Origin of the sequence: Sabulibacter ruber (assembly GCF_017355955.1) — a bacterium.
Classification (GTDB): domain Bacteria; phylum Bacteroidota; class Bacteroidia; order Cytophagales; family Hymenobacteraceae; genus Nibribacter; species Nibribacter ruber_A.
This window is the reverse complement of sequence record NZ_JAFFID010000003.1, coordinates 522,726-549,080: the sequence shown is the minus strand read 5'-3', so window position 1 is coordinate 549,080 and position 26,355 is coordinate 522,726. Positions and strand designations below refer to the sequence as shown.

20 protein-coding genes are annotated in these 26,355 nt (G+C 50.3%); 13 read left to right on the top strand and 7 right to left on the bottom strand.

The annotated features are described in order from the left end of the window. The first annotated feature begins 12 nt into the window (after positions 1 to 12). The 7 genes from murD to ftsZ all read left to right on the top strand — a co-directional run bounded on the left by murD (position 13) and on the right by ftsZ (position 8,656). A complete protein-coding gene (murD, locus tag JT719_RS17830) occupies positions 13 to 1,362 on the top strand; it encodes a UDP-N-acetylmuramoyl-L-alanine--D-glutamate ligase (RefSeq protein ID WP_207434991.1) in 1,350 nt (449 codons plus the stop codon). Next, on the top strand, positions 1,359 to 2,525 hold the full coding sequence (locus JT719_RS17825; RefSeq protein WP_207434989.1) for an FtsW/RodA/SpoVE family cell cycle protein: 1,167 nt from the start codon (positions 1,359 to 1,361) through the stop codon (positions 2,523 to 2,525). Before murD ends, JT719_RS17825 begins: the two co-directional genes overlap by 4 nt. Next, complete coding sequence (gene murG, locus JT719_RS17820; RefSeq protein WP_207434987.1) at positions 2,518 to 3,624, top strand: undecaprenyldiphospho-muramoylpentapeptide beta-N-acetylglucosaminyltransferase; 1,107 nt, start codon at positions 2,518 to 2,520, stop codon at positions 3,622 to 3,624. The genes JT719_RS17825 and murG overlap by 8 nt, the downstream gene beginning before the upstream one ends. After that, entirely contained in the window at positions 3,621 to 5,030 is a 1,410-nt protein-coding gene (murC, locus tag JT719_RS17815; protein ID WP_207434985.1) for a UDP-N-acetylmuramate--L-alanine ligase, read from the top strand. Before murG ends, murC begins: the two co-directional genes overlap by 4 nt. Positions 5,031 to 5,187: 157 nt before the next feature. Continuing rightward, entirely contained in the window at positions 5,188 to 5,778 is a 591-nt protein-coding gene (locus JT719_RS17810) for a cell division protein FtsQ/DivIB (protein WP_242693326.1), read from the top strand. 8 nt (positions 5,779 to 5,786) lie between these two features. Continuing rightward, the gene (ftsA, locus tag JT719_RS17805; RefSeq protein ID WP_207434981.1) at positions 5,787 to 7,124 is read left to right on the top strand and encodes a cell division protein FtsA; all 1,338 of its coding nucleotides are present in this window, start codon (positions 5,787 to 5,789) and stop codon (positions 7,122 to 7,124) included. A 23-nt stretch (positions 7,125 to 7,147) separates the two neighbouring features. Then, positions 7,148 to 8,656 (top strand): cell division protein FtsZ, encoded by a 1,509-nt coding sequence (gene ftsZ, locus JT719_RS17800; protein WP_207434979.1) that lies wholly within the window; start codon positions 7,148 to 7,150, stop codon positions 8,654 to 8,656. A 109-nt stretch (positions 8,657 to 8,765) separates the two neighbouring features. Here the strand turns inward: ftsZ and JT719_RS17795 are convergent, their stop codons facing one another. From JT719_RS17795 to JT719_RS17780, 4 genes are all read right to left on the bottom strand, one after another. After that, a complete protein-coding gene (locus tag JT719_RS17795; protein WP_207434977.1) occupies positions 8,766 to 9,290 on the bottom strand; it encodes an NADPH-dependent FMN reductase in 525 nt (174 codons plus the stop codon). A gap of 180 nt (positions 9,291 to 9,470) precedes the next feature. Further along, on the bottom strand, positions 9,471 to 10,223 hold the full coding sequence (locus JT719_RS17790) for a succinate dehydrogenase/fumarate reductase iron-sulfur subunit (RefSeq protein WP_207434975.1): 753 nt from the start codon (positions 10,221 to 10,223) through the stop codon (positions 9,471 to 9,473). A 144-nt stretch (positions 10,224 to 10,367) separates the two neighbouring features. Next, entirely contained in the window at positions 10,368 to 12,281 is a 1,914-nt protein-coding gene (locus tag JT719_RS17785) for a fumarate reductase/succinate dehydrogenase flavoprotein subunit (protein ID WP_207434974.1), read from the bottom strand. Between the two features lie 10 nt (positions 12,282 to 12,291). Next, on the bottom strand, positions 12,292 to 12,984 hold the full coding sequence (locus JT719_RS17780) for a succinate dehydrogenase cytochrome b subunit (protein ID WP_207434973.1): 693 nt from the start codon (positions 12,982 to 12,984) through the stop codon (positions 12,292 to 12,294). Between the two features lie 347 nt (positions 12,985 to 13,331). Here JT719_RS17780 and JT719_RS17775 point away from each other — a divergent pair, with 347 nt between their 5' ends. The 3 genes from JT719_RS17775 to JT719_RS17765 all read left to right on the top strand — a co-directional run bounded on the left by JT719_RS17775 (position 13,332) and on the right by JT719_RS17765 (position 19,056). Then, on the top strand, positions 13,332 to 16,070 hold the full coding sequence (locus JT719_RS17775; protein WP_207434972.1) for a T9SS type B sorting domain-containing protein: 2,739 nt from the start codon (positions 13,332 to 13,334) through the stop codon (positions 16,068 to 16,070). A 158-nt stretch (positions 16,071 to 16,228) separates the two neighbouring features. Next, positions 16,229 to 17,104, top strand: a complete 876-nt coding sequence (fabD, locus tag JT719_RS17770) for an ACP S-malonyltransferase (RefSeq protein WP_207434971.1) — start codon at positions 16,229 to 16,231, stop codon at positions 17,102 to 17,104. 77 nt (positions 17,105 to 17,181) lie between these two features. After that, positions 17,182 to 19,056 carry a polysaccharide biosynthesis protein gene (locus JT719_RS17765; RefSeq protein WP_207434970.1) on the top strand — a complete coding sequence of 625 codons (1,875 nt, stop codon included), beginning with the start codon at positions 17,182 to 17,184 and terminating at the stop codon, positions 19,054 to 19,056. Between the two features lie 218 nt (positions 19,057 to 19,274). On the opposite strand, the gene folK is transcribed toward JT719_RS17765, so the two are convergent. Together folK and JT719_RS17755 are read right to left on the bottom strand one after the other, a co-directional pair. After that, entirely contained in the window at positions 19,275 to 19,775 is a 501-nt protein-coding gene (gene folK, locus JT719_RS17760) for a 2-amino-4-hydroxy-6-hydroxymethyldihydropteridine diphosphokinase (RefSeq protein ID WP_207434969.1), read from the bottom strand. Next, a complete protein-coding gene (locus JT719_RS17755; protein ID WP_207434968.1) occupies positions 19,775 to 20,632 on the bottom strand; it encodes an alpha/beta hydrolase family protein in 858 nt (285 codons plus the stop codon). The genes folK and JT719_RS17755 overlap by 1 nt, the downstream gene beginning before the upstream one ends. Positions 20,633 to 20,737: 105 nt before the next feature. Here JT719_RS17755 and JT719_RS17750 point away from each other — a divergent pair, with 105 nt between their 5' ends. Beyond that, positions 20,738 to 21,715, top strand: coding sequence for a polyprenyl synthetase family protein (locus tag JT719_RS17750; RefSeq protein ID WP_207434966.1), 978 nt, complete (start codon positions 20,738 to 20,740; stop codon positions 21,713 to 21,715). A 182-nt stretch (positions 21,716 to 21,897) separates the two neighbouring features. After that, positions 21,898 to 22,479: a hypothetical protein gene (locus JT719_RS17745; protein WP_207434964.1), complete on the top strand. Its 582-nt coding sequence runs from the start codon at positions 21,898 to 21,900 to the stop codon at positions 22,477 to 22,479. Positions 22,480 to 22,625: 146 nt separating this feature from the next. On the opposite strand, the gene JT719_RS17740 is transcribed toward JT719_RS17745, so the two are convergent. Next, a complete protein-coding gene (locus JT719_RS17740) occupies positions 22,626 to 23,780 on the bottom strand; it encodes a peroxiredoxin family protein (RefSeq protein ID WP_242693325.1) in 1,155 nt (384 codons plus the stop codon). Between the two features lie 250 nt (positions 23,781 to 24,030). Between JT719_RS17740 and JT719_RS17735 the strand changes: the two genes are divergently transcribed. Further along, positions 24,031 to 26,304: an aconitate hydratase gene (locus JT719_RS17735; protein WP_207434961.1), complete on the top strand. Its 2,274-nt coding sequence runs from the start codon at positions 24,031 to 24,033 to the stop codon at positions 26,302 to 26,304. Positions 26,305 to 26,355: the final 51 nt, after the last annotated feature.

The following is a 26,355-nucleotide window of genomic DNA, read 5'->3' as shown; positions in this document are numbered from 1 at the left end:
AAAACCAAAGCAATGCAGAAAATAGCCATACTAGGAGCAGGGGAGAGCGGCGTGGGAGCAGCCTTGTTGGCGCAGGCCAAGGGCTATGACGTGTTCGTCTCAGACCGCGGTTCCATTGCCGAGAAGTACCGGCAGCAACTGACCCAGGCGCAGATTCCTTTTGAGGAAGGCACGCACACGCTGGAGCAGATCTATGCCGCCCAGGAAATTATCAAGAGTCCGGGTATCCCGGACAAGGCGCCGGTGATCCAAGGTGCGGTGGAAAGAAACATCCCCGTGATCTCGGAGATTGAGTTTGCGGGGCGGTACGCCTCGGGCAAGTTCATCTGCATCACAGGCACCAACGGCAAAACCACCACTACTCTGCTGACTTACCACCTGTTGAAAAGCGCAGGCTTGAACGTGGCGCTGGCCGGAAACGTGGGCGAAAGCCTGGCCGGAAAAGTCATGGAAGATGCCTATGACTACTACGTGGTGGAGCTGAGCAGCTTTCAGCTGGACAACATGTACCAGTTCAAGGCGCACGTGGGCATTCTGCTGAACATCACCCCCGACCACCTGGACCGCTACGAGTACCAGATGGAAAAGTATGCCGCCTCTAAGTTCCGGATTGCCCAGAACATGACGGCTGGCGATTTCTTCCTGTTCAACCAGGATGATGCCGAGATCCAGAAATACCGGGCTTCGCACGAAGTGCCTGGGATGCAACTGGCATTCGGGTTGAGAGAGGCAGAAGGCTTGGCTCTGAAATTTGAAGGACAAGCGATTCTGGCTTCTTTCTCAGGAAACACCACTAAAATAGATACCTCGGCTTCGCCGCTCATCGGGCAGCACAACCAGTACAACACCATGGCCGCGGTGGGAGCTGCGTTGCTGGCAGGCATTGCGCCGAGCCAGATAGAAGAAGCTCTGGGCACGTTCCGGAACGCCGATCATCGCCTGCAACCAGTAGGGGAAATTGATGGCGTTCGGTTCATCAATGACTCCAAGGCGACTAACGTGGAAGCGGTGTGGTACGCGCTGGACGGAATCAACGAACCCATTGTGTGGGTAGTAGGCGGCACCGACAAAGGCAATGACTATACCCCATTGCTCCCCTTGGTGCGCCAGAAGGTGAAAGCCATTGTGTGCCTGGGCGTGGACAACAGCAAGATTTTGGCCGCTTTTCCAGATTTCGGCCCAAAAATGGTGGAGACGCAGGATGTGAACGAGGCGGTGCAACTGGCCAAAGATTTCGCGGAGGCGGGAGATGTGGTGTTGCTTTCCCCGGCCTGTGCCAGCTTTGACTTATTCAACAATTATGAACACCGGGGTAGGGCATTTGCCCAGGCAGTCGCCGCCCTTAAAAGTATCGTAGCATGACACCTATCAAGAACTGGCTTCGCGACAATCTGAAAGGCGACCCGATCTTGTGGGGGATTGTCTTGTCTTTCGGGCTCATTAGTATTGCCGTGGTGTATTCGGCCACGGGTACGCTGGCGTACAAAAAAATGGGCGGTAACACAGAGTACTACCTGTTCAAGCACTCCAGCCTCATCTTTATTGGTCTGGCCTTTGTGTGGCTGGCGCACAAAATCAATTACCGCTATTACGCTAAGTTAAGCCTGGTGGCTTTGATTTTCTCGGTGCCGCTGTTGATCTATACCTACCTCAAAGGGTCTAACATCAACGAGGCTTCCCGTTGGCTGACCATTCCCATTATCAACCAGACATTCCAGCCTTCGGATTTGGCTAAACTGGCTTTGATCTCGTATCTGGCCAGCATTCTGAGTAAGCGCCAGATGGAAATTGATTCCAAGCAGACGCTGATTCCGCTGTTCCTGTGGAGTGGTTTGATCTGCGGACTCATTGCCATGAGTAATATTTCCACTGGGTTGCTCCTGTTTCTGACGTGTCTGTTGCTGATGTTCATCGGCCGTATTCCTATGAAGTCCATCGTAACTATGATTGCGATCGGTGTTCTTTTCGGGGGCATCGGGATTACGTTTGGGCAAAGGGCAGAGACCGCAATGAGCCGGATCAGGAACTTTATGGATGAAGAACAGACGGTTTTCCAGTTGGAGCAGTCGTACATCGCCATTGCTACGGGTGGGGTGCTGGGCAAAGGTCCGGGTAACTCAGACCAGCGGAATGTGCTGCCGCACCCGTACTCAGACTTTATCTACGCCATCATCATTGAAGAATACGGCATGGTGGGCGGAGCCGTGATTCTGTTCCTGTACTTGGCCTTCCTGTACCGGGGCATGATGGCGGTGACCAACAGTTTAGGGGCCTTCGGGGGCTTGCTCTCCGCGGGGCTGAGTTTCAGTCTGGTCATTCAGGCCATGGTGAACATGGGGGTGGCTGTTGGGCTGGGGCCTATCACCGGTTTGCCGTTGCCCCTGCTGAGTATGGGAGGTACCTCTTTGATTTTTACCGGTATTTCCATTGGAATTATTTTGAGTGTGAGCCGCAGTGAGCATGAGGCCAAGCAAGCCTCGGCGCCGGCGGTGAACAAACCCGTAAATGTAGCTGCGCATGCCTAACAAGGAGTATAGATTCATCATCAGCGGAGGTGGCACCGGCGGACACATTTATCCGGCTATTGCCATTGCAAACGAGATTAAGCGCTTGCACCCCAAGGCAGAGATCCTGTTTGTGGGGGCGCAGGGCCGCATGGAGATGACGCGCGTTCCTGAGGCTGGTTACAAAATCATTGGTCTCTGGATCAGTGGTTTGCAGCGCCGGCTCACCATGGACAACCTGTCTTTCCCGCTGAAGGTGATTTCCAGCATCCGGAAATCTTATAAAATCATCAAAGACTTTAAGCCCGATGCCGTGGTGGGTGTGGGCGGTTATGCCAGCGGGCCTTTGCTCTACGCCGCTACCAAGCTGGAGATTCCATCTCTCATTCAGGAGCAGAACTCGCACGCAGGTATTACCAATAAGCTGCTGGCCGACAAAGTGGACAAAGTCTGCGTGGCCTATGACAGCATGTACAAGTATTTTCCCAGTTCCAAAATTGTGCTCACCGGTAACCCCGTGCGGCGCGATATCACCGAACTGGACGGAAAACGCGAGGAGGCCATGACGCACTTCGGGTTGAACCCTAATCGGTTGACTTTCCTGGTGATTGGCGGAAGTTTAGGCGCCCGTACCTTGAACCAGAGCACTGAACTGGCCTTGCAGAAGATTCAGCAGGCAGGCTATAACCTCATCTGGCAAACCGGGAAGGCCTATTTCCCTACTGCTGAAGCGGCAGTGAAAGGGTTTCCCATCGATCAGATCAAAGCCTCTGATTTTATAAAACGCATGGACCTGGCCTACGCCGCCGCCGATGTGGTGATTTCCCGCGCCGGGGCGCTGTCTATCTCGGAGCTGTGTCTGGCTAAAAAGCCGTCTATTCTGGTGCCTTCGCCCAATGTGGCTGAGGACCACCAGACCAAAAACGCGATGGCGCTGGTGCAGAAAGAGGCCGCCGTTCTGGTGAAAGACATTGAAGCCTCCCAGAAATTGTGGGATGCTGCGTTTGAGTTGGCTAATGACCCGGCTAAGCAAAAAACACTGAGTGTAAATATTGGGCAGTTGGGGAAACCGCAGGCCGCCGAAGCAATTGTACAAGAACTATTGAAGTTGATCAAATGAACCTGAGTCAGTACCGTCATATCTACTTTCTAGGCATTGGAGGCATTGGAATGAGTGCCTTGGCCCGTTGGTTTTTGGCCAAAGGCTTTGCCGTGGCCGGGTATGACCGTACACCCACCCCGCTCACCCAACGGTTAGGAGAGGAGGGAGCCAGCATCCATTTTGAGGATGACGTGCAGCTAATTCCGGCTTCTTTTCGGGAAAACAAGGCAGAAACGCTGGTGGTGTTGACTCCGGCCGTTCCGGCTACCCATGCTGAGCGGCAGTACCTGGAGCGGGAAGGGTTTACCATCATGAAAAGGTCTCAGGTGCTGGGCCTGTTAACCCAGGACCAGTACCTCATTGCGGTGGCGGGCACCCACGGTAAAACCACCACTTCCAGCATGGTAGCGCACTTGTTGCATCATGCCGGCGTATCCACTTCCGCTTTCCTGGGAGGCATCTCTACTGATTTGGGCTCTAACCTGCTGTTGCCGCACCAGGAAGAAGACCGGGCTTTGTGCGTAGTAGAGGCCGATGAATATGACCGCTCTTTTCTGACCCTGCACCCAGACATTGCCATTGTCACTTCTACAGATCCCGACCATCTGGATATTTATGGTCAGAAAGAAGCCTTGGTAGAGTCGTTCCGGCAGTTTGTGAGTCAGATCAAACCCAATGGATACTTGATTTTGAATCATACCGCTGACCAGAGTATTGCAGAGGCGGTGCATGAAACCGTGCAAGTAATCAGGTACGGGCTGGAAGAAGAGGAGCTGATTGCTTCTGAAGTGAGGATTGCAGAGGGGGCCATGAAATTTTCAGCCAAGGGCCGGAACTTACTTCTCCCCGAGACTGCTTTGCAGGTGCCTGGCTTCCACAACGTAGAGAATGCGTTGGCGGCGGCCCAAGCTGTATCCTTGGTAGACGTTCCGGGGGAGACCATCAGGTCCGGAATTGAAAAATATACCGGGGTAAAAAGACGGTTTGAGAAGGTATTTATTTCAGAAAATAAAGTATATTTAGATGATTATGCGCATCACCCCCGTGAGATTGAAGCTTTCCTTCGTTCGGTTAGGGCATTGTACCCGGGGAAAACGTTACGCGTAATTTTCCAACCCCATTTATTCACCCGCACCCGCGACTTTTTAGATGGATTTTCCCAAAGCCTGAGCATCGCAGATGACGTCTGGCTTTTAGATATCTACCCCGCCCGTGAGTTACCCCTTCCCGGAGTTACTTCGGCACTGCTATATGACCTGTTGCCGGGTCAGAGAAAGCGCCTGATGGCCAAGGAAGAGGTACTGGAAGCTTTAAGTAAAGATTTGGATTTTAATGTGTTAGCCACGGTAGGGGCTGGAGACATTGATACGTTGGTTCCGGAGATAAAAAGAATATTGGATAAAAAGAGCCATGTATTGGAATAGAAAGGTAAAAGCGCTTCTTTTTGCGGCTTTTTGTATTGGAGGATTTGTTTTTTTGGCAGGATTTTCTAAAGCTAGACAGGAGGAAAAAATATGCAAAAAAGTCAATATTAAAATTGATAATGAGTATAACAATTACTTTCTTAGTGAATCGGAAGTGATGGCATTGCTGACCCGTAATGGAAGTCGGCCGCTCGCAGGTACGAAAACGGAAGAGATTGATCTCAAGCGACTGGAAATGCGGATTAAATCGCATAAATTTGTGCGCGAAGCGGAGGTCTCTCGTGATCTGGAAGGAAATATAAATGTCACCATAAAGCAGAACAGGCCAATTGCCCGGCTGCTTAGTACTGAGAAGGACGTGTATTTAGACGAGGAAGGCAATCAACTTCCCTTGTCTTCCCTTTATACGGCCCATGTCATTCCTGTGACAAACTCATTGGTGGCCCCCTCCAGAGCAAACTCCTTTTTCCAGGACTCAGTAGGCACAGCGTATCTGTCTTTGCTGCGGTACATAGAGAAAGATCCCTTTTGGAACGCCCAGCTTGCCCACATGGACATTGACCAGAAAGGCAAAGTAAGCTTTCTGACACAGGTGGGAGACCAACAGATAGAATTTGGGAAGCCGGTTTACGTGGAGGAGAAATTCAGGAAGCTTTTCATTTTCTACAAAGAAGTAATGCCAGTGGTAGGCTGGGATAAGTACAGTAGAGTGAACGTAGAGTACAAGGATCAGATTATTTGTGAATAGTTATTGATATGACGCAGAACGACAAAATTGTTGTAGGCTTAGACATTGGGACAACCAAAATTTGCGCGCTGGTAGGTAGAAAGAATGAGTACGGCAAGCTAGAGATCCTTGGCTTAGGCAAAGCTGTTTCTGAGGGGGTAGTGAGAGGCATGGTCAGCAACATTGACAAAACTGTTGAAGCCATTCGCAAAGCAATAAGACAAGCAGAAGAGCAGTCTGGTATTGACATCAAGGTTGTGAACGTGGGTATTGCCGGGCAGCATATCAAAAGCTTGCAGCACAATGGCAGCATCACCCGCACTTCCCTGGACAGCGAGATCACGGTAGAGGACGTAAACCGGCTCACCAATGACATGTACCGTCTGGTGACCCCTCCGGGCAGCGAGATCATCCACGTAATGCCACAAGACTACAAAGTGGACTACGAAGATGGCATCATGGACCCTGTGGGTATGTCTGGCGTGCGGCTGGAAGGAAACTTCCACATCATCACGGCCCAATCTAATGCGGTGAACAACATCACCAAATGTATCTCCCGCGCCGGTCTTGAAATTGACCAACTCATTCTGGAGCCGTTGGCTTCCTGCATGTCTGTGCTGAGCGAAGAAGAGCGCGAAGCCGGAGTAGCCCTGATTGACATTGGAGGCGGAACCACAGACCTGGCTATCTTCAAAGACAATATTATCCGCCATACGGCAGTTCTTCCATTCGGGGGGAACATTATCACCTCAGACATCAAGCAGGGCTGCATGGTAATGCAAAACCAGGCAGAACAGCTGAAGGTGCGGTTTGGGAAAGCAATTGCGGACGAAGCCTCTGAAAATGAGATCGTTTCTATCCCGGGATTGCGTGACCGGACCCCTAAAGAGATTTCCTTGAAGAACCTTGCTTTCATTATTGAAGCAAGAATGGAGGAAATTGTTGAACTCGTTTACTCAGAAATTGTTAGAAGCGGGTATGCCAACCAATTGGCGGCAGGCGTTGTGATCACCGGAGGCGGTGCGCAACTGCAGAATCTGGTGCAATTAGTAGAGTACTTGACAGGCCTTGATGCCCGTATCGGATACCCGAACGAGCATTTGGGTAAGAGCAAGATAGACTCTGTGAAAAGCCCGATGTATGCAACTACCGTTGGTTTAGTTTTGGCAGGTTACCAGGCGCTGGATGAGCGGATCAACCGTTACACCCAGATGGCGGCTAACAATACTACTGTAGAAAACAGGGTGATAAATGAAGTCAAACCAGTACAGAAATCTAGCGGCGGCAGCGACTTCTTCAAGAGGATCTTTGAACGCACCAAAGGTATGCTGATCGATGATTTTGACGACAAGCAACAAAACTATTAACGCGTAATTTCAGGAGAGATAACATGAGTGTTTCATCGTACAAGTTTGATGTGCCATCGCACTCTAAGTCCATCATCAAAGTGATTGGTGTTGGCGGAGGAGGAAGTAATGCCGTGAACCACATGTTCAACCAAGGCATTAAGGACGTGGAGTTTGTGGTGTGCAATACCGATGAACAAGCCCTAAAAAGCAGCAGCGTTCCTAACAAGCTCCAGATTGGTACTAACCTGACCGAAGGTCTGGGAGCCGGTGCTAACCCCGAGCGTGGAAAGCAGGCTGCCTTGGAAAGCAAAGAGGAGATCAGAGAGTTACTTGGTGCCCATACCAAAATGGTGTTCATCACCGCGGGGATGGGTGGTGGTACCGGTACTGGTGCTGCTCCGGTAATTGCCAAAGTAGCCAAGGAACTAGACATCCTTACCGTAGGAATTGTAACTGCGCCTTTTGCTTTTGAAGGAAAGAAAAAGCGGGTTGCTGCTGACAACGGGATCAAGGAACTCAGCGAGAACTGTGACACCGTTCTTGTTATCTTGAATGACAGGCTGCGCGAGATGTTCGGGAACCTGCCAATCAGAGCTGCGTTTGCCAAAGCTGATAACGTGTTGACCACTGCCGCTAAGAGTATCGCCGAGATCATCACGGTAACCTCAGACGTGAACGTGGACTTTGAAGACGTGAAAACGGTAATGAAAGATTCTGGTGTTGCCGTGATGGGTTCTGCTATCACAGAAGGCGAGAACCGTGCCTTGCGTGCCGCCGAAGAATCACTATCTTCTCCATTGCTGAACAACACCGATATTCACGGAGCGCAGAAAATCCTTCTTTCCATCATGTCTGGTGATCAGGCTGAGTTGGAGATGGACGAACTGACCGAGATTACGGAGTACATCCAGGATAAAGCGGGTGACGAAGCCGAAGTAATCTTTGGTCACGGTATTGACTCTTCTCTGGGTGCCAGCATTAGAGTAACCGTTATCGCTACTGGTTTTGCACGGGAAATAGTAACCTTGCCCCCTGCAAAAAAGTCTATTGAGGCCGGACCCGTTGGAGCAACTGCGCCTCAGGCAGTAACTGAAGTAGTTGCCGAACCAGTCGCTCCAGTTGCTACTTATTCTGTGACTCCTCCAGCCAGTGCTACGCAATTGGTTGCCAATGACCCAGTGCGTAAGCCAGCACCAGCAGCTCCTGTAGCAGAGAACAACAAGATCATCTTCGATCTGGATTCCAGCAATGAGATTTTCACTCCGTCAGTAGAGGAAGAGACCGTTGAGGCCCCAGCCGTTCAGGACCCAAGACCATACTCTCTGCATGACAAGATGAGCGAGCGCAGAGAGCGCCTCCGCAAACTGAGCGCTGATGCGTACACAGACGCTTCCATCAAAGAGAAATTAGAAGTACCTGCTTATTTACGCAGAAATGTTCAGTTAGAGAATGTATCCCCATCTGCCGAGCAGAAAATCTCCCGCTTCAACCTGAACGATGACAATGAGTTACTAGGAGACAACCGTTTCCTGCACGATAATGTAGACTAGTCAGTTTTGACCTGTTTACCAAAAAGAAGCCCGAAAACGGATTGCGTTTTCGGGCTTCTTTTTTCAATTCATTTTCTATTCAAGAGTTGTTATTACCAAATCAGCTTGATCAAAAGACAAGCAGTTCGTCAATCTGCTCTTCCAGAAGTTGTTTGTACAAGGGATTGGTGAACTGCCCTTCCTGCATGTGTTTGTGGATGTAGGGAAACCGGGGCTTTTGGGCCAACACGTGCAGTCCGCAATAGTGCAGTACATCGGTTAAGTGGCTTAAAGCAATGTTACCGCCCTGGCTTCCTGTGGAAAGACCTACCAAAGCTCCCTTTTTCCGGCGCAACGCTTCTGGGTACTCCAATCCATCAATAAACGCTTTCAGAACGCCAGGGTAGGAGCAGTTATATTCCGGCACAATAAACACCATCTTCTGGGCTTCCGCTACCCGCTTACGCAATTCTAGGAATTCCTGTGAGTAGAGCTCGCTTTTGTATAAAGAAGGAGAAGCAAAATCAATGGGAAGATCTTGTAAATCCAAGATGTCAGAGGCCTGGCCCCGGGTTTCAAGCAACTGCTGGTACAGTTTCGCAACTTTAAGGGTGATAGAGTTAGGACGGTTGGTGCCGGAAATGATCAGAATCATCAGAGACTAGTTTTAGCCAGTGAAACAGGTAAGTGCGGTTAAAGTTACGGGTATTTAGCTTCAAAGGGTATGGGTGAAGCTCTTTTGGGCTGTTCTAAGCTTGATTTCAGCAAAGCAGGCCTAAAACAAAAAAGCGAAGCCTCTTGTAAGAAGCTTCGCTTTCTGCTGGTTTAAGCTTACTTATACGTTTTCTGACGTGAAAGTAGCGTTGATGTACTCGCGGTTCAACATAGCGATGTTCTCCAAAGAGATCCCAACCGGGCACTCAGCGGCGCAGGAACCAATGTTGGTGCAAGCTCCAAAGCCTTCTTTGTCCATTTGGGCCACCATGTTTTCCACGCGGGTTTTGCGCTCTACTTTCCCCTGAGGCAACATGGCCAACTGAGAAACCTTCGCACTCACGAACAACATGGCAGAACCGTTTTTACAAGCCGCCACGCAGGCCCCGCACTGGATACAGGTTGCCGCGTCAAACGCTTTGTCAGCGATTGCTTTAGGAATTGGAATCTCGTTCGCGTCTGGAACCCCACCGGTGTTCACTGAGATGTAACCACCTGCTTGTTGGATACGGTCCATGGCAGAACGGTCCACGCAAAGGTCTTTCAGAACCGGGAACGGACCCGCTCTCCAAGGCTCAATGGTGATGGTGTCGCCATCGTTGAATTTGCGCATGTGTAGCTGGCAAGTGGTAGTGCCACGCTCAGGACCGTGGGCCCGACCGTTGATGTACAAGCTGCACATACCGCAAATACCTTCGCGGCAGTCATGGTCAAATGCAACGGGGTCAATGCCTTGGCGGAGAAGATCTTCGTTCAACACGTCCATCATCTCCAGGAAAGACATCTCCGGGGATATATCTTTTACTTGGTAGGTCTCCATTTTACCTGCTGATTGGAAGTTCTTCTGTCTCCAAATCTTCAGCGTCAGGTTCATTGGTTTGCTGTTAGGATTATTACCAGCCATTATCTTTTCAATTAAGAATTTAGAATTTAGAATCAGGAATTGAAGAAAGAAGCGGCTTGCAGTAATTCACTGGGCTTGCTCAACCATTCTTAATTCCTAATTCTCAATTATTCATTATTTATAGCTTCGCTGCGTCAATTTCACGTTCTCGAACTTCAGTTCCTCTTTGTGCAGCACGGCTGGTTGGTTAGCACCAGTATATTCCCAAGCGGCAACGTAGGTATAGTTCTCATCGTCACGAAGGGCCTCGTTCTCTGGGGTTTGGTATTCTTCCCGGAAGTGACCACCGCAAGACTCGTTACGGTTAAGAGCGTCGTCTACCATCAGTTCACCCAACTCCAGGAAGTCTGCCACGCGGGCGGCTTTCTCCAGGGTCACGTTCAGTTCTTCGTTCACGCCCACAATTTTCACGTCTTTCCAGAACTCCTCGCGCAGCTTTCTGATTTCCTGCTTGGCAAACTGCAGACCTTCGGCGTTACGGGCCATTCCACAGTAATCCCACATGATGTGACCTAGCGCTTTGTGGAAATCATCCACGGTACGGGAACCGTTGATGTTCAACAAACGATCCACATCGGCGCGAACCGCAGTTTCAGCTTCTTTGAAGGCAGGGTGGGTGGTTTCCACTCTGGCGGCTGGCATTTGCGCCAGGTAATCACCAATGGTGTAAGGAATCACAAAGTAACCATCGGCCAGACCTTGCATCAGGGCAGAAGCACCCAAACGGTTAGCGCCGTGGTCTGAGAAGTTACACTCGCCGGTGGCGTACAGACCAGGAATAGTAGTCATGAGGTTGTAGTCCACCCACAGACCGCCCATGGTATAGTGCACCGCCGGGTAGATGCGCATTGGTTGCGTGTACGGGTTCTCACCGGTGATCTTCTCGTACATCTCAAACAGGTTCCCGTATTTCTGGCTCACCGTGTTCACTCCGTCGCGTTTGATCACATCGGCGAAGTCAAGGTAAACGGCCAGTTTAGTGGTTCCTACGCCGCGTCCTTCATCGCAGGCCAGTTTGGCGTTACGGGAAGCCACGTCACGAGGTACCAGGTTACCGAAAGATGGGTATTTACGTTCCAGGAAGTAATCACGCTCGTCTTCCGGAATGTCGTTCGGGTTACGGTTATCGCCAACAGCTTTCGGTACCCAAACGCGTCCGTCGTTACGGAGCGACTCAGACATCAACGTCAGTTTAGACTGATACCCGCCGGAAACCGGAATACAGGTAGGGTGAATCTGAGTGAAGCATGGGTTGGCGAACAACGCCCCTTTCTTGTGGGCTCTCCAAGCAGCGGTAGCGTTAGAGCCCATGGCGTTGGTAGAAAGGTAGAACACGTTACCGTAACCACCGGTGGCCAGAATCACTGCGTGGGCGCTGTGCGATTCAATTTTACCAGTTACCAGGTGACGGGTGATGATACCGCGGGCTTTGCCGTCTACCATTACCAGGTCCAGCATCTCGGTGCGTGGGTACATCTTCACTTTACCGTACGCAATTTGGCGGTTCAGGGCAGAGTAGGCACCCAGCAACAGCTGCTGTCCGGTTTGGCCACGGGCGTAGAACGTACGGCTTACCTGCGCACCCCCGAAGGAACGGTTCGCCAGCAATCCACCGTACTCACGCGCGAAAGGAACCCCTTGCGCGACGCACTGGTCAATGATGTTCACACTGACCTGGGCCAGGCGGTACACGTTTGCCTCACGGGCACGGTAGTCACCTCCTTTGATGGTGTCATAGAACAGACGGAACACGCTGTCACCGTCGTTCTGGTAGTTTTTAGCGGCGTTGATACCCCCCTGAGCAGCGATGGAGTGCGCACGACGCGGGCTGTCCTGGTAGCAGAACGCCTTTACGTTGTAGCCCAACTCCGCCAGAGTGGCGGCGGCAGAAGCACCGGCCAAACCGGTTCCCACCACAATGATATCGTATTTACGCTTGTTGGCTGGGTTCACCAGCTTCACATTGAATTTATGCCTGTCCCATTTTTCGGCCAATGGCCCGTCAGGAATTTTTGAATCTAGAATCATATTGATCAGCTTAGCTCAAAACAACGTCTTTGATAAAAAAGTAAAGTGGCATTGCGGCAAAACCGGCAGGTACCACAATGGAAAAGAAGGCGCCAAACTTCTGGATGGCAGGAGTGTACTTTTTGTGGTTCAGACCCAGTGTATGGAAAGCGCTGGAGAACCCATGGTACAAGTGGTACCCCAGGGCAATCTGGCCCAATACATAGATCAGCACATACCACCACAAATGGAAAGACTGGACTACTACTGAGTACAGGTCATCGTACTCGGTGCCTTCAATTGGAATCATGTTAGGCTCCCCAAACCGGGCACGCCAGAAGAAATTGTACAAGTGAATAATCAGGAACACTAAAATAACGGTTCCCAGCAGTCCCATATTGCGGGAAGACCAGTTGCTGTTGTCTTGCGGACGGTTGTACGCATAAGCCACCGGACGCACGCTTTTGTTACGGCGGGTAAGCACCACTGCCTCATAGATGTGGAAGATGAAGCCTAAAGCCAGCACAATCTCCATGGTACGGATGATGGGATTGGTAGCCATAAAGTGGGAGTAGATGTTGAAGGATGCCCCTCCATCACCTTTGAACAATTGCAAGTTGCCCACCAGGTGCACCACTAAAAAAGAGCAGAGAAACAAACCAGTGACGGCTACCAGAAGTTTCCGGCCGATGCTACTGGAAAACGTTTTAGAAAACCAACTCATTTTGTTGTGTTAAGGTTGATAAATAAGGTGTGTAAAGGTTTGGTAAAATCTTTCCAAAGGTACATGCCGCGCCTTTCTCAAACAATTCAAGAAGCTATTTTGATTGAATCTAAATTGGAAGATTAGAGGGGCTTTTTCCTGAGGCATTGGGTACAGTTTTGGGGCTGTTTCTCTGAAAATACTCTAAAAACAGCAAATGGTTCTAAAGACTACAACAGTAGAACAGGTATTTCGTTATAGCCATAAACCCGTTCTACTATACCCATGGTACAATAGATTTGTTGTAATTGTCCATGGTCAAGCATCAGATTCTTCTATATTTGTTTTTGCATGCAAAACGCTACTATATGCCTCTAGTTTTACAGAAAGTGAGAGCCTTGCTATTTGTGCTCTGTGGGGTGTTATTGTTCTCTTTGGTAAATACTCAGCAGGCGCAGGCCACACACTTGCGCGCCGGGAATATTTTCATTAAAAGTGATACCACTGCCGCCCGCAATCCCCTGCGGTTCTTTTTCACGTTGATCACCTACAGTGTTGCCCCGCCACCTTTTGAGGACCTGGAGGCAACCCTTTATTTTGGTGATTGTACGAGCCAGAAAGTGCCGCGCGAATCCAGAACTCTGCTCAATAACGGCCAGAATAACACATTCGTAAACATTTACCGGTTTGAGCACATCTACTCAGGGCCGGGCACGTTCACCGTGACATTTGTGGGCGAGAACCGGAACGGTGGAGTAGTGAACATATCCTCTTCTGTACAGCAAACCTTCTTCCTGCAAAGTACCCTTACGGTAGATCCCTTCCTGGGCATCAACCGTTCTCCCGTTTTGCAGTATGCCCCCGTTGACGTAGCCGTGCGAAACCAGGTGTTTGTGCATAACCCTGGAGGCTATGACCCAGACGGAGACAGCCTTTCTTATAAGCTTTTGGAGTCTAGGGTAGCAAATGGCTTTGATGCCTGTGGAAACCCCCTGGGTAGAACTGCTCCGGGGTTCCGGGGATTAGAGAATTACCTGGGAGTAAACCTTCCTCCTGATCCTGCGGGGTTGACACTGGACCGTTTCACCGGTCAATTGACCTGGAACACTCCTGGGGTATTAGGGGAGTTCAACATGGCCATTGTGGTTGAAGAGTGGCGGAATGGACGCCTCATAGGGCAGGTGATCCGGGATATGCAGATTTTCGTGCGGGAAGATCCCAACAAACCGCCGGTGCTCATTGTACCCCGGGATACCTGTATAGTAGCGGGAACGCTTTTGCGGGATACCATCAGAGCCACAGACCCCAACCGGGACCCTATCCTGATTTCAGCCATCGGGAGCATGCTTCCACCGGCTACTTTCCCAAAACTTAATGATACCACCCATATCTTCAACTGGCAGACTAGTTGTAATGATGTTCGCCGGGAGCCGTACCAGGTATTGTTCAGGGCAGAGGACCAACCGCCTGCGGGGAGAATCAAACTGGTAGACTTGCAGCCCTGGCGGATCACCGTAGTGGGGCCACCTCCGGTATTGGTATCAGCGGTGCCGCAGTCCAGCAGTAGTATTCGGCTAACCTGGAATCCCTATACCTGCCCTAATGCCAACAAGATGTACATCTACCGTAAGGAGGGCCCTTCAGATTTTGTGCCGGATACCTGTGAAACCGGTATTCCCAGCTCTGCGGGCTATGTTTTAGTTGGGGAGGTGAGCGCCGGGGTAATCACGTTCCTGGACAACAACAACGGACAGGGCCTGGAGCGCAACAAAACCTACTGCTATAGAATCTACGCTGGTTTCCCTGAGCCTGGCGGGGGAGAGAGTATTGCCTCTAATGAAGTGTGCGCTACCCTGGAATCTATTTCCATTACCAAGGTGAGCGTTACTGAGACTAACCCAACTACCGGTAAAATACGGGTGGAATGGAGCAAACCAAGACCTGCTAACCTGGCGAACCTGACAGCTCCGTTCCAATACAGATTGTTCCGGGCGCAAGGCCAGGCAAGAAGTAACAACACCTTCAGCCCGGTGACCACCTACAATTTCACTAGCCTGAACGATACTGTCTTCACCGATAATAACCTGAACACAGAGGATACCTCTTACACCTACCGGGTGGAGTTCTATCATGCAGGTAACACCGGATCGCCTACGGTGCTGGTAGATTCATCTTCGGCTTCCAGCGTCTTCTTAAGAGGAAGGGCCAATGGGCCGACTATGGAGTTGAACTGGACCTATAATGTGCCCTGGAACAATGCCAGCGTCGCCAATGATCCGCAGTGGCACATTATCTTCCTGGATGAGAACGGAGGTAGGAACTTTGTGCGCTATGACAGCGTGCAGGCAACCGCTACCTCAGGTACGTATACCAAGAACATCCCCTTAGAGCCGGGCAGAAATTACAGGGTTTATGTGCAGACCGAAGGCTCATTCAACAACCCATTCCTGCCTGACCCAATACTGAACAACAGCCAGGAAGTAACCATCAACCGCTTGTGCGTTCCTATCCTAGCCATTGACCAGTTGCCATGCGATGAGAGCTTTGTGCCAACTCCGCCTCCGTTCTCTAACAGGCTCACCTGGACCTTGCCTACCGGATGCAATCCAAGCGCCATTGATTTCTTCACCCTGTACTACCGCGAGACAGATGACGGGGAGTTTGTGCAGGTTGCCACGATTGATAACACCGGGCAAGCCGTTTATGAATACACCCATCAGGGGCTTCCGTCTTATGCGGGCTGTTACCTGGTAACTGCCACAGATTTCACCGGACAGGAAGGCGAGCAAAGCAACATTGTCTGCAACGAGAACTGTATTGTGTTCATGTTGCCTAACATCTTCACGCCTAACAATGACGGTAAGAATGATGTGTTTACGCCAAAGCAGGGAGCCACTTTCATCCGCAGGGCTACCCTCAAAGTGTACAACCGGTGGGGCAACAAGGTGTTTGAAGGCAGCGGAGATCCTGCTTTGAACTGGGCCGGAGTTGACAACAATGGCAAAGCGCTTTCAGACGCTACCTACTTCTACCAGGTGGAAGTTGAGTTCTACGGTAGAACCCCAGACGTACGTACCTTTAAAGGCTGGGTAGAAATTGTCCGCTAGAATTGGACTGATATTCCTATAAGTTTAGAAGTGTAAGATGGTGCCTGTTCTAAGAATGGGCACCATTTTTATATATTTGCCATCACCTTAAAACTAACCGTACGTTTTGGGCTTGTTTTTCCTGAATCAGGCCTGAAACGGAACTCAACACGCAACGAATGAAAGCATATGTATTTCCAGGCCAGGGCTCTCAGTTTGTAGGCATGGGCAAAGACCTGTATGAGCAGCACCAGACCGCCAAAGACATGTTTGAGAAAGCCAATGAGATCCTGGGCTTCCGCATCACAGACATCATGTTCAGTGGCACCGATGAAGAATTAAAGCAAACCAAAGTTACCCAGCCGGCAATTTTCCTGCATTCAGTGATCCAGGCTGACGTAGCTAAGGATTTCGCGCCGGAGATGGTGGCGGGGCACTCCTTGGGCGAGTTCTCGGCATTAGTAGCCAACAAAGTATTGGCGTTTGAAGATGCGCTGCGCCTGGTGTCTAAACGTGCCTTGGCCATGCAGAAAGCCTGTGAGGAACAGCCTTCTACCATGGCCGCCATTTTAGGCCTGGAAGATGAAAAAGTGGAGCAAATCTGCGCCGAGGTAGAAGATGTGGTGGTAGCCGCCAATTACAACTGCCCGGGCCAGCTGGTAATCTCCGGTTCCATTGCGGGCGTTGAGGAAGCCTGTGAGCGCATGAAAGCCGCCGGGGCCAAGCGTGCCTTGGTATTGCCGGTAGGGGGCGCTTTTCACTCACCGCTCATGAAATCAGCCGAAGCCGAACTGGAAGAAGCCATCAAGCAAACCGAGTTCAAGCAAGGCATCTGCCCGGTGTACCAGAACGTAGATGCCAAGCCGCACACTGATCCTCAGGAAATCCAACAGAACCTGATCAAACAATTGACGGCTCCTGTTCGTTGGACTCAGTCAGTACAGCAAATGATTGCCGATGGTGCCACTATCTTTATTGAGTGTGGTCCGGGCAAAGTGTTGCAAGGCTTGGTGAAGAAGATTGACAAAACCGCCGAGGTAGGCCAGGTAAGCTAATCCGGTTTCCGGGCTTCTTTTTCAGATTTTGATTTACCACGTAGATGGGGCACATGCAACAGTTTTTTAATCAGAAAATGCCAAAACAGCTTGTTTTTGGGATTGATCTCTGTTTGTGTGCCCTGTCTTTTCTGATGGCTTATTCGCTCAGGTTCAATTTTGACCTGCGTAAATACACTGAACTTTCCGTGGCCCAGATGCTGCCCATTGTGCTGGCAGTGCGGGCCACGGCTTTTTTTTACACCAGAACCTATGCCGGTATTCTGCACTATACCAGTTTAGATGACCTGCGTAAACTGTTTGTAGCCCTGTCGTCCAGCTCTCTACTGCTGGTGCTGGCCCAGCTTTTTTACAACAAGGTGCTTGGCTATCAGAACTTCATTCCTATCTCGGTTCTGTTGATTGATTATTTCCTGTGTATGGTCGTGCTGTCATTGGTGCGCGGTTGGGCAAAGATTGTGCATTATGAATGGGGCCATACTTCCTCCCAGAAGGTGAACGTAGTCATATTTGGGGCAGGGGAGGTAGGTAGTATCACCCTCCGCACCTTGCAACAAGACATGGGAACTTACTATCGGTTTGTCTCATTCCTGGACGATGATCCCAATAAACAGAACCGGGAAATCAACGGCGTTCCTATTACGCTACCGAGCGACGATGTGGTTAATCAGCTGAAGGCATTAGAGGCAGATCTGCTTATTGTGGCCGTACAGCAACTTCCTCTCTTAAGAAGAAGGCAATTGGTGGAAGCATGTCTGGCCGCCGGCGTGCAGGTACTGGTAGTGCCCCCCATGTACAAGTGGATTAACGGAGAGCTGAGTTTTAAGCAGATCAGGGAAGTCAGAATTGAAGATATCTTGGGCAGACCTGCTGCTGAGATAGACTCGCCTTTGCTGCATACAGAACTGCAGAACCGCACCATTCTGGTCACGGGAGCGGCTGGTTCTATTGGCAGTGAATTGGTGAGGCAATTGATTCAGTTCAAGCCCAAACAATTGGTTCTGCTAGATCAAGCCGAGTCTGCGCTGTATGATCTGGAGCTGGAACTGACGGAGTTGTACGTAAAACTGAACTTTGAGGTAGTGCTGGGCGACATCTGCAATAAAGACCGGATGGAGGCGGTGTTCCGTACCTTCCAACCCGAGCTGGTGTTCCATTGCGCGGCCTACAAGCACGTACCCGTAATGGAGGAAAACCCTTCTGAGTCGCTGAATACCAATATTCTTGGAACCAAGGTGCTGGCAGATCTGGCAGTGAAGTACCAGGTACAGAAATTTGTGCTTCTTTCAACGGATAAAGCCGTAAACCCCACCAGTGTGATGGGGGCTTCCAAAAGGCTCTGCGAAATGTACGTGCAGGCCATGGACCATTACCTCAGAGATTCCGGGAAGATGCGTACCCGCTTTATCACCACTAGGTTCGGGAATGTGCTAGGAAGTACTGGTTCAGTGATTCCGCGCTTCCGGAAACAGATTGCGGAGGGAGGACCAGTCACGGTTACTCATCCTGATATCTCCCGTTATTTCATGTCCATCATAGAAGCTTGCCAACTGGTGCTGGAAGCCGCTGCCATGGGAAATGGCGGCGAGATCTACATTTTTGACATGGGCGATTCCATCAAGATTGTAGACCTGGCCAAGAAGATGATCAAACTCTCTGGCTTAACTTTAGGCAAAGACATCCAACTGGTGTATACCGGCTTGCGCCCCGGCGAAAAGCTGGAGGAAGAACTGTTCCATGAAAACGAAGCCGTGCAAGCCACTGATCACCCGAAGATTAGATTAGCCAACGTACCTTCTCCCCACAGTGAACAAATTCTGAAAGAGATTCAGGTTCTGATTGACCTGTTCGTTACTCAGGACAATGCAGCGGTGATCAAGAAAATGAAGCAGTTGGTGCCAGAGTACGTAAGCCAGAACTCGGTTTACCAGAAATTTGACGTGCGCCCCTAGGAGCATATTTCAGAAGCAGGATTTTCTGGATTAAATTAATTTTCAGGATTTGAAATGTTGGGCCAATGACTATGTGGACAGCTTCATCCTAGCTTCCCGGTTTTTGGGTGAGACCAAAGTTAACTAGTGCCGTTTTACGTCTATTTTCATGAAAGCAGACCCAAAACCCACTTCCTAATCATCAGTTTTCCTCCTCTAATCCAATCCTGAAAATCGACCTAATCCTGATAATTCTGCTTCAGGAACTCCTTCACCTCCAATGGATCAGGACATTCTTCTAGTAATTGAGAAATGGTTTTCTGGAGTACCGGATGCACTAGCTCAGGAGCAACTTCTGCCAGGGGAGCTAAGGTAAACCGCCGGAGATGCAGTTGCGGGTGGGGCAGGTGCAGTAGATCGGTTTCGATGACCTGCGGCCCGTAGAAAAGTATATCAATATCAATGACGCGGGCGCCCCAACGCTCTTTTCTGATGCGGCCCAGTTCCTGCTCTATGCGTTGGGTAAGTGCCAGTACTACCCGAGGAGAAAATCCGGTACGGTAAACCAGCACTTGGTTCAGGAACGAAGGTTGGTCTTCCAAGCCCCACGCGGCGGTTTCGTAGAGCTTCGATTTTTGGATTGTTTTCCCGAAAAGAGCCGATAAACGGCGTTCCGCTTCAGTTAGGTAGAAGACGCGGTCGCCCAGGTTGCTGCCCAGAAGAAGATAAAGGTTATTCATCAGAGGCGTTCCAGGGTGGCTTGAAAGAATTGGATGGTTTTATCGGCGGCGGCTTTGGCCAGGGCGGGCAGTTCCTGGTGCTCGTACGGATGCCGTCCGCCGAAGGAATGATCACCGTTGGGCAACAGGTACAGCTCCGCGTACGGGTTTCGGGCGTGCAGGTCATGGGCCATCTGCACAGGCAGGGTTTCATCGCTCTCGCCGTGCAGAATAAGCAGCGGTATCTGGAGTTTCTCTACTGCTTTAGGAATGTTCAGCCTTTCTTTATTGGCCAGATAATTCTCCGCTAATTGATAATAAAGCGGCATCTGCTGACCGGTGCGCGCGTTAGGAATGTATTGCACGCCGTCTTGCTTCCACTTCTCCATCGCCTCCGGTGACCAGCGCTGGTCTATGTCACTGATGGCTGACCAGGTGGCAATGCCCGTTACGTGTGCGTTCTCTGCGGCTTTCAGCAACACCAATCCGCCACCTCGGCTGTGCCCGATGAGGAAAATGTACTCAGCATCCATTTCCTGGGCGGGAATCTCTGCGGGGGAGTTTTTCAGGTGCGAGAGCAGGGTTTCCACATCGTCCAGCTCAATGCAGAAATTGTTGTTCCCGAAGGCCTCCATGTTGGTGAGGTCATGGCCGTCTGGCTCCACGCCGTTGTGGGAGAGGTTGAGTTTCACGAACACAAAGCCGTGTTGGGCAAAGTAATCGGCGAGCAGATTGAAGTGCCCCCAGTCCTTAAAGCCTTTGAACCCATGCACAAATACAACCACTGGCTTAGCCTGCGCATCTTGCAACCAGCGAGCGTCCACGGCAAAGTCGCGGCCGTGCGGAGAGGAGAGAAGGAAGTCTGTACGTTGTAGCATAGGCACTATTATCTGAAAAGCCGACGAAGTAACGCCTCATTAACGGGAATTCCAAACCCAGCGTTTGCTTCTGAGGGCGCAGGCTCGTAATATTGCGCCCGAGAGATGAGCAGCCCCTTAAACCAGATACAGGCCCCGATTGCAGTGGAGATGCAGGAGTTCGAGAAGAAGTTCCGCCAGTCTATGCAATCCAACGTTTTGCTCCTGGACAAGATCATGGGCTACATTGTGAAACGCAAGGGGAAGCAGATGCGCCCCATGTTCGTGTTTTTCATGGCCAAACTCATCCAGGAGCAGATTCCCGATGCCACTTACCGCGGCGCCGCTCTCATTGAACTGCTCCACACCGCCACCCTGGTGCACGATGACGTGGTAGATGACTCCAACTACCGCCGTGGCTTCTTCTCGGTGAACGCCCTCTGGAAAAACAAAATAGCGGTGTTGGTGGGCGATTACCTGCTCTCCAAAGGCTTGCTGCTGTCTTTGAACCATGATGATTTCGGGCTGCTGAAGATTGTGAGCAACGCCGTGCGCGAGATGAGCGAAGGCGAACTCCTGCAGATGGAAAAAGCCCGCCGCCTGGACATCACTGAGGACGTCTATTTCGAGATCATCCGCCAGAAAACGGCTTCTTTGATTGCCTCGTGCTGCGCCGTAGGCGTGGCCTCCGTGGGTGCCGATGCTGAAACCGTGGAGCGCGCCCGCCTGTTCGGCGAGAAAGTGGGCCTGGCTTTCCAGATCAAAGACGATTTGTTTGACTACGGCACCGCTGAGATTGGCAAACCCGTGGGCATTGACATCAAGGAAAAGAAGATGACGCTGCCCCTCATCTACGCCTTGCAGCAAGCCGATTGGCTCACCAAACGCCGTCTCATCTACAACGTCAAAAACAACAACGGCAAAGCCGATAAAATCAACGCGGTTATTGACTTCGTGAAAAAGTCCGGCGGATTGGAATACTCCATCAACTGCATGAACAACCTCCACGCCGAGGCCCTGAAACTGCTGCACACCTTTCCCGCCTCACCCTCAAGAGACTCCCTGGAGCAACTCATCCGCTATACCATTGAGCGGGAGAAATAGCTTCTTCCTGTTTTAGGCTTGTTTTGGTGAAAATAGATTGAAAAATTGCTTTAATTAGTATATTAATGCCTGCTTAATTAGGCAGGCGTCTGGAAGGTGCTTTTATCGTCTATTGGTTATAATTAGATTGCATCATAAGGCATTCAATTTCCTTATTTAATATTTTTTTGATACATTCTTAAATGAATAAGAAGGTAATAGCTCTGTTTCTGATCATACTATTATCTACCCTAATTGCTAGCATATATGGTGTAATCCATAATCAGATCACGTATTCTGTTTCTTCCGAGTTCTTTACTAAGGATCTGTTTTATCGATTCGGGTTAGATGAATATTTCATGGAGGCCCCACGCCTGGGAGCTGCCATCATTGGGGTTTGGTCTAGTTGGTGGATGGGGCTACTAATTGGGATAATGTTTGGTATTGTTGGTTGCTTGTATCAGAGTACTAAAATGATGCTTCGGCAAACACTTAAAGCGATTTCCATAGCAATTGTGGTTGCCTTTTTTACTCCATTTATAGTAGTGTCTTATCTATTTCTACCAGAATATTTGAACTCTACATCACTTATGCAATACGAGGTAATGCGATCAAGTGAAGTGCCTCAAAATATGCTTATCCAAAATGACTATCTATTTTACTTAGCTGCTCAAATTCATAATTATAGCTATATAGGTGGATTGTTGGGGTTAATTGCTGGAGTGGCTTCCATGATTTGGAAATACAAGAAAAGTGAGATCACCATGAAATTAGCGAATAATTAGTTAAGGCTTAAATTTAATTTTGTACGAAGTTTTAACATGTCAATTCTCTTCTTTGATTCAAGGCTATTTTCTCAAAAACAGCCATAAAACAGAAGCGGCGCTGATTAAAAAATCAGCGCCGCTTCTGTTTTATGGCTATACGTAGTCTATTTCTCTGCTACTAACTCATCAATAGTTTTGTTGAACTCCTGCACAAACTCTTCATAATATTTGCCGGTACCTGGGCCGGAAAACCCGGTATGGATTTTTCTTACTTTGCCCTGCTTGTCAATGAAGATGGTGGTAGGGAAAGAGAGTACATGGTTCAACGCCGGCAGTGATTTTGCCACCAGTTCTTTGTCTTTGGTGCCACCAATTAATAAGGTGTAGGGTACGTTAAGGCGGTCGCGCATTTTCTGTACGCGTTCTTTGGCTTTGTCAATCTCGGGGCTTACTTCGTAGCCAAGGCCTACTACCTCTACGCCGCGGCTCTTGTTTTTCTCGTACCAGGGCGCCAGGAATTTGGTCTCGTCCATGCAGTTGGGGCACCAGGACCCAAAGATCTGCGCCACCACTACTTTGCCCTTGAACTGCGGATCTGAGAGCGATACTTTCTTGCCGTTCAGGTCAGGGAAAGAGAAATCCAGGCGCTCATAGCCGGGTTTCAGATAGGTGAGGGTATCGGCGGAGGCTAGTTTGAAAGCATCGTTGCGTTTGGCGGTCCAGGTTTCGTGACCAGATTGGCCGGCGTAGAAATCACCCGCCAGGGTGCCGTCCTCTTTGCCGGTGGCGGTGAAAAGAAACGCGTGGGCGCCGTCAAAGGCAGACAACTTGAGTTCGTTGCCGTTTACTTCGCCTTGCAGATAGCGGTAGTCTCCGGTGGTGGTCAGGAAAGTGCCGGTCAGTTGATTGCCTTTCTGCACAAACTCGCCAATGGCGGGGTAGGTTTTGCCTTCTTCCTCTGTGAAATGCACTTCCCATTTGCCAGTTACCTCCAACGCTGGTTTGGCCGGGTTTTGCGAAAAACGGCTTGTATTCCCAAGCTCGGCGCGGAAAGGTAGGCTGTACGGCTGGGCCTGGTCTTTACGCTCCCAACGTCCAGAAAGCTTGTCGCCTTCTACTTTGGCAATGAGTGCCGCATCAAAAATATGCATCTGCAGGCGCACACTGTCCTGAGAATGAGAAATTTCATTAATCAAAATTTTCTCTTCTCCGTTAATTAAATGCGCCACCTGTTTTCCGCCTTGTTCAGAGACGGTGAAATTGAAGGGCATCTCCTGGCCACTTACCTCAATGATACCACGCCAGGTGCCAGGTTTCAATTCTCCGGACGTTGAAGAAGAGGAGCAGGCTTGCAAGCCCCCGGCTACTGAGAAAAGGGATAAAAGGGAATATCTGAAAAAGGCATTTTTGATCATGCGGCAAAAGTAAGTGACGCCTCTTGAATTTCCCTTCTCGGCCTGGTAAAAACCTTTAGGAAGGGTAACATTTTAAAAGTTTGTGTAAAAGTGTTCTGTTTGCGACATTTGTGCGCGACGTTAGCACTGAACTTAAATAATACAAAGCAGATCTATGGCATTTGATGTAGACATGATCAAGGCGGTGTATGCGCAACTGGGCGACCGGATTGCGGCAGCACGTACGGCGGTAGGCCGGCCTTTAACTCAGACTGAGAAAATTCTTTACGCTCACTTATACAACGGTCCCGCCACTGAGGGGTATGAGCGGGGTAAATCTTACGTAGACTTCGCGCCAGACCGTGTAGCTATGCAGGATGCAACAGCTCAGATGGCTTTGCTTCAGTTCATGCAGGCGGGCCGTCCTACGGTAGCCGTACCTTCTTCTGTTCACTGCGACCACTTGATCCAGGCCCGCGTGGGTGCTGACCAGGATTTGGCCGAGGCGTATGCCGAGAACAAAGAAGTGTATGATTTCTTAGCTTCTGTTTCAAATAAATATGGTATCGGGTTCTGGAAGCCAGGTGCGGGTATTATCCACACCGTGGTGTTTGAGAACTACGCCTTCCCGGGTGGTATGATGATTGGTACCGACTCTCACACGCCTAACGCGGGTGGTTTGGGTATGATCGCCATTGGGGTTGGTGGTGCCGATGCCGTTGACGTAATGGCCGGTATGGCGTGGGAACTGAAATTCCCTAGAGTAATCGGGGTGAAACTGACCGGTAAAATGAGCGGTTGGACTGCACCTAAAGACGTGATCCTGAAAGTGGCTGGTATCCTTACCGTAAAAGGCGGTACAGGTGCTATTGTTGAATACTTTGGCGAAGGTGCCAAAACGATCTCTTGCTCTGGTAAATCTACCATCTGTAACATGGGTGCCGAAATTGGGGCTACTACCTCGGTTTTCGCCTATGATGACACCATGGCTGACTACCTGAGAGGCACTGAGCGCGGCGAGATTGCTGACCTGGCGAGCGGCGTGGCCGAGCACCTGCGTGCCGATGATGAAGTGTATGCTAACCCAGAGGCTTTCTATGATCAATTGATCGAGATCAACCTGAGCGAGTTGGAGCCGCACGTAAACGGTCCTTTCACACCAGATGCTGCCTGGCCAATTTCTCAGTTTGCTGCGGCAGTGCGTGAGCACGGCTGGCCTTCTAAACTGGAAGTAGGTCTGATCGGGTCTTGTACCAACTCTTCTTACGAAGATCTTACCCGCGCCGCTTCTTTGGCGAAACAAGCCGTTGACAAAGGCCTGGTGGTAAATGCGGAATACACCATCACCCCAGGTTCTGAGGTTGTGCGTTACACCGCTGAGCGCGATGGTATCCTGGAGACTTTCTCTGAGATTGGTGGCGTGGTACTGGCGAATGCTTGCGGTCCCTGCATCGGGCAGTGGGCGCGTCATACAGATGATCCAAAACGCAAAAACTCCATCATCACTTCGTTCAATCGTAACTTCGCCAAGCGTAACGATGGTAACCCGAACACCCACGCTTTCGTGGCTTCGCCTGAGATCGTAACAGCGTTCGCAATTGCCGGTGATTTAACGTTCAACCCTCTGACTGACACCCTTACCAACAAAAACGGTGAGCAGGTGAAACTGGATGAGCCGCAAGGTATCCAATTCCCGGCTAACGGTTTCGCGGTAGAAGATGCCGGTTATGTAGCGCCTGCAGTAGATGGCAGCGCAGTTGAAGTGGTGGTAGACCCAACTTCAGACCGTCTGCAGTTGTTGGCTGGTTTTGAGCCTTGGAACGGTGAAGACTTCAAAGGACTGAGACTGTTGATCAAAGCCCAGGGTAAGTGTACTACTGACCATATCTCTATGGCTGGTCCTTGGTTGAGATACCGTGGTCACTTGGACAACATCTCTAATAACATGCTGATTGGTGCCGTGAACGCTTTCAACGGCGAGACCAATAAAGTGAAAAACCACCTGGTAGTTGGCGAAGGATACGACGAAGTGCCTAAAGTAGCCCGTACTTACAAAGCTGCCGGTATTGGTTCAGTAGTTGTGGGTGATGAGAACTACGGTGAAGGTTCTTCCCGTGAGCACGCCGCTATGGAGCCTCGTCACTTAGGGGTGAAAGTGGTATTGGTGAAGTCTTTTGCCCGTATTCACGAAACCAACCTGAAAAAACAAGGTATGTTGGCCCTTACCTTCGCGAACAAAGAAGACTACGATCGCGTGGAAGAGGACGATGTAATCGACGTAATTGGGTTGACGAGCTTCGCTCCTGGTGTTCCGTTGCAAGTGGTGCTGCACCACAAAGATGGTACTTCCTACACCTTAGAAGCTAACCATACCTACAACCAAGGCCAGATTGAGTGGTTCAAAGCCGGTTCTGCCCTGAACTTGATTCGCTTCCAGCAAAATGCGTAATCACTAATTTAATTTCCTATAAACAGCAGCGGCGGCCCTTGGGTCGCCGCT

What these genes read in the sequence shown, in the direction of transcription:
- JT719_RS17780 (WP_207434973.1), bottom strand. Translation starts at nt 12,984, where the DNA reads ATGAGTTGGTTTTCTAAAACGTTTTCCAGTAGCATCGGCCGGAAACTT.
- JT719_RS17735 (WP_207434961.1), top strand. Translation starts at nt 24,031, where the DNA reads ATGGCATTTGATGTAGACATGATCAAGGCGGTGTATGCGCAACTGGGC.
- fabD (WP_207434971.1), top strand. Translation starts at nt 16,229, where the DNA reads ATGAAAGCATATGTATTTCCAGGCCAGGGCTCTCAGTTTGTAGGCATG.
- folK (WP_207434969.1), bottom strand. Translation starts at nt 19,775, where the DNA reads ATGAATAACCTTTATCTTCTTCTGGGCAGCAACCTGGGCGACCGCGTC.
- JT719_RS17755 (WP_207434968.1), bottom strand. Translation starts at nt 20,632, where the DNA reads ATGCTACAACGTACAGACTTCCTTCTCTCCTCTCCGCACGGCCGCGAC.
- JT719_RS17745 (WP_207434964.1), top strand. Translation starts at nt 21,898, where the DNA reads ATGAATAAGAAGGTAATAGCTCTGTTTCTGATCATACTATTATCTACC.
- murC (WP_207434985.1), top strand. Translation starts at nt 3,621, where the DNA reads ATGAACCTGAGTCAGTACCGTCATATCTACTTTCTAGGCATTGGAGGC.
- JT719_RS17810 (WP_242693326.1), top strand. Translation starts at nt 5,188, where the DNA reads ATGGCATTGCTGACCCGTAATGGAAGTCGGCCGCTCGCAGGTACGAAA.
- JT719_RS17825 (WP_207434989.1), top strand. Translation starts at nt 1,359, where the DNA reads ATGACACCTATCAAGAACTGGCTTCGCGACAATCTGAAAGGCGACCCG.
- ftsZ (WP_207434979.1), top strand. Translation starts at nt 7,148, where the DNA reads ATGAGTGTTTCATCGTACAAGTTTGATGTGCCATCGCACTCTAAGTCC.
- ftsA (WP_207434981.1), top strand. Translation starts at nt 5,787, where the DNA reads ATGACGCAGAACGACAAAATTGTTGTAGGCTTAGACATTGGGACAACC.
- murD (WP_207434991.1), top strand. Translation starts at nt 13, where the DNA reads ATGCAGAAAATAGCCATACTAGGAGCAGGGGAGAGCGGCGTGGGAGCA.
- JT719_RS17795 (WP_207434977.1), bottom strand. Translation starts at nt 9,290, where the DNA reads ATGATTCTGATCATTTCCGGCACCAACCGTCCTAACTCTATCACCCTT.
- JT719_RS17750 (WP_207434966.1), top strand. Translation starts at nt 20,738, where the DNA reads ATGAGCAGCCCCTTAAACCAGATACAGGCCCCGATTGCAGTGGAGATG.
- murG (WP_207434987.1), top strand. Translation starts at nt 2,518, where the DNA reads ATGCCTAACAAGGAGTATAGATTCATCATCAGCGGAGGTGGCACCGGC.
- JT719_RS17785 (WP_207434974.1), bottom strand. Translation starts at nt 12,281, where the DNA reads ATGATTCTAGATTCAAAAATTCCTGACGGGCCATTGGCCGAAAAATGG.
- JT719_RS17790 (WP_207434975.1), bottom strand. Translation starts at nt 10,223, where the DNA reads ATGAACCTGACGCTGAAGATTTGGAGACAGAAGAACTTCCAATCAGCA.
- JT719_RS17775 (WP_207434972.1), top strand. Translation starts at nt 13,332, where the DNA reads ATGCCTCTAGTTTTACAGAAAGTGAGAGCCTTGCTATTTGTGCTCTGT.
- JT719_RS17765 (WP_207434970.1), top strand. Translation starts at nt 17,182, where the DNA reads ATGCCAAAACAGCTTGTTTTTGGGATTGATCTCTGTTTGTGTGCCCTG.